The sequence below is a fragment of the Psychrobacter sp. T6-1 genome, assembly GCF_052258445.1.
This window is the reverse complement of record NZ_JBQQFC010000108.1, coordinates 1-7,615: the sequence shown is the minus strand read 5'-3', so window position 1 is coordinate 7,615 and position 7,615 is coordinate 1. Positions and strand designations below refer to the sequence as shown.

8 protein-coding genes are annotated in these 7,615 nt (G+C 45.8%); 2 read left to right on the top strand and 6 right to left on the bottom strand.

The window, feature by feature from the left end; translation table 11 throughout:
- Positions 1-352: 352 nt before the first annotated feature.
- Positions 353-979 carry a hypothetical protein gene (locus ACTXGO_RS07510; RefSeq protein WP_443573914.1) on the top strand — a complete coding sequence of 209 codons (627 nt, stop codon included), beginning with the start codon at positions 353-355 and terminating at the stop codon, positions 977-979.
- A gap of 86 nt (positions 980-1,065) precedes the next feature.
- Here the strand turns inward: ACTXGO_RS07510 and ACTXGO_RS07505 are convergent, their stop codons facing one another.
- The 6 genes from ACTXGO_RS07505 to ACTXGO_RS07480 form a co-directional block, all read right to left on the bottom strand.
- The gene (locus ACTXGO_RS07505; RefSeq protein WP_443541168.1) at positions 1,066-1,377 is read right to left on the bottom strand and encodes a YqfO family protein; all 312 of its coding nucleotides are present in this window, start codon (positions 1,375-1,377) and stop codon (positions 1,066-1,068) included.
- A 47-nt stretch (positions 1,378-1,424) separates the two neighbouring features.
- Positions 1,425-2,054 carry a DNA-3-methyladenine glycosylase gene (locus tag ACTXGO_RS07500; RefSeq protein ID WP_435950076.1) on the bottom strand — a complete coding sequence of 210 codons (630 nt, stop codon included), beginning with the start codon at positions 2,052-2,054 and terminating at the stop codon, positions 1,425-1,427.
- Between the two features lie 150 nt (positions 2,055-2,204).
- Positions 2,205-2,918: a phosphoribosylaminoimidazolesuccinocarboxamide synthase gene (gene purC, locus ACTXGO_RS07495; protein WP_435950075.1), complete on the bottom strand. Its 714-nt coding sequence runs from the start codon at positions 2,916-2,918 to the stop codon at positions 2,205-2,207.
- A 110-nt stretch (positions 2,919-3,028) separates the two neighbouring features.
- On the bottom strand, positions 3,029-3,343 hold the full coding sequence (locus tag ACTXGO_RS07490) for a hypothetical protein (protein ID WP_443541170.1): 315 nt from the start codon (positions 3,341-3,343) through the stop codon (positions 3,029-3,031).
- Between the two features lie 39 nt (positions 3,344-3,382).
- The gene (dapA, locus tag ACTXGO_RS07485) at positions 3,383-4,288 is read right to left on the bottom strand and encodes a 4-hydroxy-tetrahydrodipicolinate synthase (protein ID WP_435950073.1); all 906 of its coding nucleotides are present in this window, start codon (positions 4,286-4,288) and stop codon (positions 3,383-3,385) included.
- 206 nt (positions 4,289-4,494) lie between these two features.
- Complete coding sequence (locus tag ACTXGO_RS07480; protein WP_443573916.1) at positions 4,495-5,871, bottom strand: Do family serine endopeptidase; 1,377 nt, start codon at positions 5,869-5,871, stop codon at positions 4,495-4,497.
- A gap of 536 nt (positions 5,872-6,407) precedes the next feature.
- Between ACTXGO_RS07480 and ACTXGO_RS07475 the strand changes: the two genes are divergently transcribed.
- The coding region (locus ACTXGO_RS07475; RefSeq protein WP_443573912.1) for a cation:proton antiporter at positions 6,408-7,615 on the top strand (1,208 nt) is incomplete at its 3' end.

Sequence of the window (7,615 nt, the reverse complement as noted above, 5' to 3'; positions counted from 1 at the left end):
TATAATGCCAAATTGTTATCATATTGTTAAGAGGTGTTAACGTCATTGCTTGTAAGCATATGCTTACAAGGTGACTTTTACTGGCAAAAAAATAAAACTTACCTCTTATAAAATATTATACAAAACAATAATTTACCTATTTTCACTTAGATTAACAAGGATTATGCTAACCCATCGCATTAGCACTTATTTTGAACATATTATTAAGGCGGTTTACATTTTATTAACAGTAATGACATCTGCTATCAAGTTATGCGCTCTATGCTAAAAATGTAAGAAGATATTTCATAGCCGTACTTCTAATAATGACTCTAACATCCATAAAAATGATAACTTTACTTGGAGTAATCTCATGGTAGCTGTCCCACGCACAATCATCAAATCAGGCCTTATCGCTGCAGTATCAGCCGTTATATTAGGTGGAGCAGTCGGCTGTACAGTGACATCTGGCTACGACAATCAGCCTATCTATCGTGATAACAGCGTTAATCGCGCAAGCCAACAGCTCAGGCAAGATTTGCGCCGCAGCGGCTACACTGTCATGGATATCAAACGTGATAATTACCGTGGTCGTCAAGTGTTAGTTGCCTATGCCAAAAAAAATAACCAGTTCTATGATTTTATCTATAGCTACCCTGATTTAAAGCGCTTAAGCGTTAACAAAAGAGATGTCAAAGACAATTGGAAGAATGATAAAAATAAGTCTGACAACAATCGCTATAAAAACAAGAACAAAAATAAAGGCAAAAAATATAAGAACAATAAAGACGATAGACTACAACAAGAAGCCCGTTACCCTGCTATCAAGCAGCGCGCTATACGCAAGGTGCGCGCTATGGGCTACCGTGTGACAGACATCGACTTTGAGAGTAAAAAAAATCGTGGTGTTTTTGAGATTGAAGCGCGGCGCGGCGGGCAAGATTATGAGATTGAGCTGAGCTATCCAAATTTAGACGTCATCAAATTGAAAAAGGACTAAATGAACAAAGACAATGTACTGCAGTTGTAACGCTTGCTCGCTTTGGTCAAACAAACTCTAAGGTTTGTTTGACCTTTTTTTGTCGATCAAAAATCAAGCACTGCTATAACATCATAGGCAGGGGTCTCATAAGGGTGCGCTGATTTTAGAGCATTGATAACCTCATCAATCACTTTTTTGTCAACGACCATCTCAACTCGCCACTCCTCAACCTGAGCCAAGTTATCGTGCGCGCCTATATGCGGATCACTACCTGCTAGCGGCATAAACTGCCCTACTCCCTTAACTTGCCAGCAGCACTGCTCATAGTTGCCAATACGACCAGCACCTGCCGCAAATAGTGCAGCTTTGACGCTCTCAAGCGCCTCTTTGGGAATAAAAACGGTGAGCTTATACATAAGCGTTTCTCCTTTAAGCTATTATTTTATAGCAGCTTTGGTGAATACTACTTTTTAGACAATGAGGGGTGATCGGTCCAGACATAACGCAGCAGCCAATCTTTGGCCTCTCCAGCATAATCAATGCCAATACGCGGGCGCAGTGAGACTGGCGGCGCGCAACCATCGTCCTCAATCCAAACCGCTGAATTAGGATCGATAGGCTTATCATACAGCGACTTATCAATCTGCAAACGCTTAGTCAGCTTACCAGGACCTGCAAATTGCTTGGGATGAGTGAGCTGCTTGTCAGCGCTAAGTGTTTGCTCATCAGCCAGTCGGTCACTCTCAGCACTCAAAAACCCTGCCCGAATAAGCACCGATTCAGGAGAGTTAGCAGCCCCTGTGACTAGGTTGAGCATAAGATGCACGCCGTAGGTCAGATAGACATAAAAGACGCCACCTGATTGATACATGAGCTTGGCTTGATCTTTTTTGATGTGAGCGGCGACTGAACCATCAGCCTCGCCAATATAGCCTTCTGTCTCTGAGATACGCATGCGCAAGGTTTTTTGCGTGCCATCGCTGTCTACTAGAGTGCGGCATAGCACTTTGCCGATCAGATCAGCAGCGACGACGCAGGTCGGGCGAGTAAACCATAGAGGCGGTAAAACTTTGGATGTTGTGGTTTTTGGCATAAAGGCAAACCTTTTACTGACGCAGGTGAGCTTTATTATAAAAATATCCTAATACGTTTATCGTGCCTATTTGATAAGGATTGCGTAAGTTTTTGCATAAAAAAACTGAGCACATGGCCCAGTTTATCCGTATAACCTATGGCGTCTAGCTTACAGTGCTGGCACTCCAATACGCTTAGCGACCTCTTCATAGCCTTCGATGACATCACCTAACGATTGACGGAAGCGATCTTTATCGAGCTTTTTCTTGGTCGCTTTATCCCAGATGCGGCAGCCATCTGGTGAGAACTCATCACCTAAGACGATACGGTCATGGAACACGCCAAATTCTAACTTAAAATCAACGAGCATCAAGTCGCCATCATCAAATAACCCTTTGAGTACCTCATTAACTTTATACGTAAGCTCCTTCATTGCAGCTAGCTGCGCATCAGACGCCCAGCCAAGAGATACTGACAGCGACTCATTGACCATCGGATCGCCCAACGCGTCGTCTTTATAAAACAGCTCGTAAGTTGGTGGATTGAGCGCTTGGCCTTCTTCAACACCCAAACGGCGCACTAGGCTGCCTGCAGCAAAGTTACGCACCACGCACTCGACTGGTATCATATCTAGGCGCTTAACCAATACTTCGTTATCCGATAATTGCTCTTTAAAATGAGTCTCAATACCTGCCTCATCAAGCTTTTGCATAATAAAAGCGTTAAAACGGTTATTTACTGCGCCCTTACGTGCCAACTGCTCTATACGCTCACCATCAAAGGCTGAGGTATCATCACGAAAATGCAGGATCAGTAGATCACTATCATCAGTTTCATATACAGATTTGGCTTTGCCTTTATAGAGCAGTTGTTGCTTTTGCATGATTAGGTTTCCTATTCGTTCACGCTTAAAGTAGTAATACGAGCAGCTTTTTGTCGATGTCTAAAGGATTTATACTCTTGTTAGATACTGACAAAAACCGTATAAAAAAATTATTGTGGCACGACAGCGACAGTACGCTCAGGCTTTGGCAATTGATACTGCTTGCCTGCTTCGTTCTCTAAAGTTAACGTATTTACGCCCGCTCTAGGAGTCGGATATAAAGGTATAAAAGCTGCAGTGTTTTGAGCTACTGGTAGCTCCAATGGCGCAAGCTTTTGGCTATCTTGATACTCTAAGCTACCGTTGTCTCGTTGTGACAACCAGCCTTTGGCAGTTTGACAGCCGCTGAGTACCACGGTACTACCTAGCACTAGCGCCAATAAAGCGGCAAGAGGTTTTGAAGTCGTAAATGATGTCTTCATCATAGTATCTCTGTTGTAAGGTCTGTTGTATTTGATAAAGGCTTAAATCAAGTTAGCCTGTACCAAAGCTTTATCAATAGTTGCGTGATGCTGGTCTGCAAGCCACACTAGCGGCAAGCGAATGCCTTTTTCTATCATGCCCATTTTGTGCAGGGCATACTTGGCAGGAATAGGGCTTGACTCAATAAATAGGTCGCGGTGCAAGTGCTTGACCACATCATGCGTAGCAGTCGCCGACTCAAAATCACCGCGCAGTGCCGCACTAAAGGTTTCGCTCATGGCTTTTGGCGCGACATTGGCGGTAACTGAGATATTACCTTTGGCGCCCATGTGCATGAGATCAAGCGCTGTGCCATCATCGCCAGATAACACCACCAAGCGCGAACCAACGGTTTTTATGAGCTGCTCGCCGCGACCGACCGAGCCTGTCGCATCCTTAATGGCAACGATATTATCGATATCGGCTAAGCGCTCGACAGTCTCCTGACTGATATCAACGACAGTACGCCCAGGAACATTGTAGAGCATTTGCGGCATGTCGACCGCCTCAGCGATAGCCTTATAATGCTGATACAAACCCTCTTGCGGCGGCTTATTGTAATAAGGCGCAACTAAAAGCGCACAGTCTGCGCCCGCATCTTTGGCATCTTGCGTTAATTTGATGGCTTCCATAGTATTGTTCGCGCCCGTACCTGCTATGACAGGGACGCGGCCTTTGACATGCTGCACAAAATAGCGGATAACTTCGCTGTGCTCTTGCATAGACAAAGTGGCCGACTCGCCTGTAGTACCTACCGCAACCAAGCAATGCGTGCCCTGCTCAATCTGCCAGTCTATAAGCGCGGCCAGACGTTTATAATCTACCTGACCACCGGGCATCATAGGCGTGACTAAGGCGACCATGGAACCTTGTAATCGGGTTTTCATATCGTCGTATGCTGTACTCATAACTGCGCCTTTGTATAGTATTTTAGCTTAAGTATTTTAGCTTGAGTGTTTTAGCAGCACCAAAGCTGCTGTATTAGCGAAAACAGGGCGTTAAGTGGCTCGCCTTGTTCGATTATTTATCATCATAAATGAGCGCTAGTGTAGCATATTTTGATTTGCCTACCATCTCTCAATTGCCACTAGGCTACGCAAAAGTAAAGGGTCAATTACTCGATACGCAGTCCGATAATGGCAGGAATACCTTGACGAATAACTTCAATGGTGACCACGCCACTTTTGGGCAATGAGGACAAGGCATCGGTAAAGTCTGTCACATTGGCAATAGATTTTTGATGCAAGTTGGTGACCATATCACCCGCCATAAGACCTGAACGCGCAGCAAGTCCTGTAGGATCGATAGCAGTGACGATAATACCTGCTTTATCGTTTGATTTGAGCTCTGCCTGCTCATCTGGCGTCAAATTGCGCAGGCGCAGACCTAGGCGTATCTCGTTATCTTGCCCATCTCGACTCTGCGCTTGTACATCGCTTGGCGCTAGGCTAAAGGTGCCATTTACAATCAGCGGTTTGCCATCGCGCTGTATTTGCGCGGCAAAGGTCTCATTAGGACGCGCGCGATTGATCATATTGAGCAGATCTGAGGCGCGCATAATATCAGTATCGTTGAACTTTAATATAATATCGCCCGTCTTGAGTCCCGCTTTTTGTGCAGGAGAATCAGGAGATATACGAGTCAGTAGCGCCCCTTGTGGCCGAGATAGGTTATACGCCTCTGCCAAGTTACGATCGATATCTTGCGGGTAGATACCCAAATAAGCCCTTGCCACCTCGCCATTTAGTTTGAGCTGCTCATAGATATCCATCGCCGCATCCATAGGAATCGAGAACGACAGCCCCATGTAGCCGCCCGTACCGCTAAAGATACGTGAGTTGATCCCAACGACCTCGCCGCGCTGATTAAATAGCGGCCCGCCAGAGTTACCTGGATTGAGTGCTACATCCGTTTGAATAAACGGCACGCTGGTCTCACGCGAAAAGCTGCGCGATTTGGCACTAACGATACCTGCCGAAGCTGAATAATCAAAGCCAAAGGGCGAGCCAATAGCTAGTACCGGCTCTCCTACCCTGATAGTGTTGGAGTCGCCAATAGGTAATGCTGGGAACCGCGTACCTGCTACTTTGAGTACCGCTACATCCGAACGCTCATCACTACCGACTAGTGTAGCGTCAAGCTCAGTACGATCATTAAGGGTCACTGTTATCTTGTCCGCGCCCTCGACCACATGGTGGTTGGTGAGCATATAGCCATCAGCGCTGATAAAAAAGGCGGTGCCATAAGCATGCTCTATAGCTGGGGTGGCAGGTCTATTCGGCAGGCGCACGCGATCGCCAAAGAATTGACGCAGCAGCTCAGCAGTCTGTGCTTGTGCCAGCTCAGCTTCGCTGACTGTCTTGGTGACGTTCACGCGCGCAACCCCTGGCGTCACTTGTTGTACCAAGTCAGAAAAATCAGCCGTAGTCACTGCTGCATGAGCATCCGCTATCGCTGCCACATTGATGCCCGTCAATACCGTCATACTCATAGCCAGCGCTAGAGTGGTACGCGGTAGCCAGTGCTTACGACGTGATTGGGGCGCGGCGCTAAAGGTTCGAGCAGATGGTGACAAAGTTGTGATAGGCATAAGAGACTCCTGATAGATGGTTTTTATAGTTGTTGTAAGACTGTTTTATAGGGTACTGCTTAAAAGTTATAGTCCAAAAAACCATAGCTCAAAGGTGCAAATAAGCGATGGCGCATGGCAGTATAGTATTGTTTTACTTTATAACATGTTTAGATAGCAGGCAATAATAGCGCGTAAAAGACGCTCAACATAAAAAAAATAAAATCATGATATGATAACAAACCCAAGAATTTACTTAGCGAGCTAATACTAGTCAATGTCCGCTATCAATCGTAGGCGTTTGACTACTATTGACTCTGTTTATTATTTTTTCCGTATCGGCTTGTATCTACTTGTGACAGGCAGTTTTTTGTCTTTATGACTATAGCATTTAAGGTTATCTATAACCTCACTCAAATGTTGACTGTGATAAGACAAGATTATAAAAGGATTAATTTATGGATACCGCCCTATTGTTATCTGGCGTGGTTGGGCTTGGCATCGCCGCCCAATGGTTAGCTTGGTATCTCAAGCAGCCGTCCATTTTGTTTTTATTATTGATAGGTATTATCGTAGGTCCCGTATTAGGCTACTTTGATCCTGATTTGGTACTAGGCGAGCTGATGTTCCCTTTTATTTCATTGGGCGTCGCTATCATCTTATTTGAAGGCTCTTTGACCTTGGAGTTCGATGAGATCAAGCAACATGGATCGGTGGTGCAGCTACTAGTCTCGGTCGGCGTGGTCATCACTATCGCCATCGTTGCGCTCTCAACTTATCTGTTGTTCGATGTTGACCCTTTGATTGCGCTACTGTTTGGTGCACTGGTCTGCGTGACAGGGCCAACGGTTATTATGCCGCTACTGCGCAGCGTACGCCCGAACAAGACTATCTCCAATATCCTTAAATGGGAAGGCATTATCATCGACCCTATCGGTGCAATCGCCGTGGTATTGGTGTACGAGTACATCATCTCAGGTGGTGAGGCTAGTAGTATATTACTATTTGCCAAAATCGTCGTTTTAGCGACAGCGATCGGTATGGCAGGCGCTTGGCTATTAGCCTTTTTGATGCGTCGCCATATGATTCCTGAGTTTTTGCGTAACGTCTTTACGCTAGCTTACGTATTATTACTGTTTTCAATCTCAAACCATATAGAGCATGAGTCTGGACTCTTGACCGTGACGGTGCTGGGCGTGGCCTTAGCCAATTGGCCCAAGTTCCCACGCGATACGATTTTGGAATTTAATGAGTCGTTGACCGTCCTGCTTATCTCAGTATTGTTTATTATTTTGGCGGCGCGTGTCGAGCTTGCCAGTTTGCTTAGCGTTGGTTTTGCAGGGCTAGTGCTACTCGCTATTGTGATGTTTATCGCGCGTCCCTTATCCGTTTGGGCATCCTCTATCGGCTCTAATCTTAAAACCAATGAAAAGCTGATGATCAGCTGGATTGGGCCGCGTGGTATCGTTGCCGCGGCTATCTCATCCCTGTTTGCTATTCGCCTGCAAGAGTATGATATTCAAGGTGTTGAGCTGCTCGTACCACTGGTATTTATGGTCATTATTGGTACGGTGATGATTCAGGGGCTTGGCGCAAAACTGGTCGGCAATCTACTTGGTGTACGCGAGCCTGAGACCAACGGTATTTTGGTCGTCGGCTCAAACCC

Coding starts and splice junctions, on each gene's coding strand:
- purC (WP_435950075.1), bottom strand. CDS start 2,918: ATGCAAAAGCAACAACTGCTCTATAAAGGCAAAGCCAAATCTGTATAT.
- ACTXGO_RS07480 (WP_443573916.1), bottom strand. CDS start 5,871: ATGAGTATGACGGTATTGACGGGCATCAATGTGGCAGCGATAGCGGAT.
- ACTXGO_RS07490 (WP_443541170.1), bottom strand. CDS start 3,343: ATGATGAAGACATCATTTACGACTTCAAAACCTCTTGCCGCTTTATTG.
- ACTXGO_RS07505 (WP_443541168.1), bottom strand. CDS start 1,377: ATGTATAAGCTCACCGTTTTTATTCCCAAAGAGGCGCTTGAGAGCGTC.
- dapA (WP_435950073.1), bottom strand. CDS start 4,288: ATGAGTACAGCATACGACGATATGAAAACCCGATTACAAGGTTCCATG.
- ACTXGO_RS07510 (WP_443573914.1), top strand. CDS start 353: ATGGTAGCTGTCCCACGCACAATCATCAAATCAGGCCTTATCGCTGCA.
- ACTXGO_RS07500 (WP_435950076.1), bottom strand. CDS start 2,054: ATGCCAAAAACCACAACATCCAAAGTTTTACCGCCTCTATGGTTTACT.